The organism is Psychrobacter sp. 1U2, assembly GCF_051847575.1.
In genome coordinates this window covers 1-813 of sequence record NZ_JBPYDC010000831.1, presented here as the reverse complement: position 1 = coordinate 813, position 813 = coordinate 1, and the positions used below count along the sequence as shown (strand labels likewise).

Genomic DNA, 813 nt, shown 5'->3' with positions numbered 1-813 from the left:
CGCATATTTGGTATGGCGATACTAGGCAATCGCTACAGCAGTCTACCAAGTCACCGTTACTTGGTGTGCATAATGGTATTGCTTACTACCTCCTTTATAATGGTATTTTAGGTGATAAGCGTCCTAATGGTGGTAATGTACTCACATCAAAAGTACTGTCAATATTACCTCCTCACCCTGAAGATCCAGAAAATGGTCAAAAAGTCATCTATGGTGAGAGGAGATGTATGGGAGACGCTCGATTGAAGAGTGAAAATATTATATTTAAGCAAATACCATACGATGTGAAAGGAAGATAAACGATGTTTGAATTAAAAAGCTATCAGCAAGGCGCACTTGATGCGCTTACGATTTTTTTTCAGCGTTGCCGTATGGATGGCGATATTGACACAGCATTTCAGCAGACACTACAAGACAACAATTTTGTAGAAACCCCTTACCGTGCTTACTCTTTTGCTGATACGCCTTATGTCTGTATTCGTATTCCGACAGGAGGCGGCAAGACTGTGCTAGGCGCTTATGCGGTCTCTACAGCAGCGACCCATTATCTATCGCAAGATTTCCCCATTGTATTATGGCTAGTACCTACTACTACCATTCAGCAGCAGACCGTTTCGGCGCTCAAGAGCAACCCAGACTATACCGATCATTTAAACCGCGCATTTGCCAATCAAGTCAGTGTCTACGATATCGCTGATGTCAATCAAATCCGTGCGCAAGATATTGGCAATAAAACAATCATAGTCGTCTCTACGATTGCCAATTTACGAGTAGCTAAAACATCTGATCGCAAGGTATATCAGTATCATGAAG

General features: G+C 42.2%; 1 protein-coding gene and 1 pseudogene. Both read left to right on the top strand.

Annotation, left to right across the window (positions count from 1 at the left end; translation table 11 throughout):
- A pseudogene (locus ACS8FD_RS19005) lies at nt 1–299 on the top strand (site-specific DNA-methyltransferase); the annotation flags it as partial.
- A 3-nt stretch (nt 300–302) separates the two neighbouring features.
- The coding region (locus ACS8FD_RS19000; protein ID WP_439277005.1) for a DEAD/DEAH box helicase family protein at nt 303–813 on the top strand (511 nt) is incomplete at its 3' end.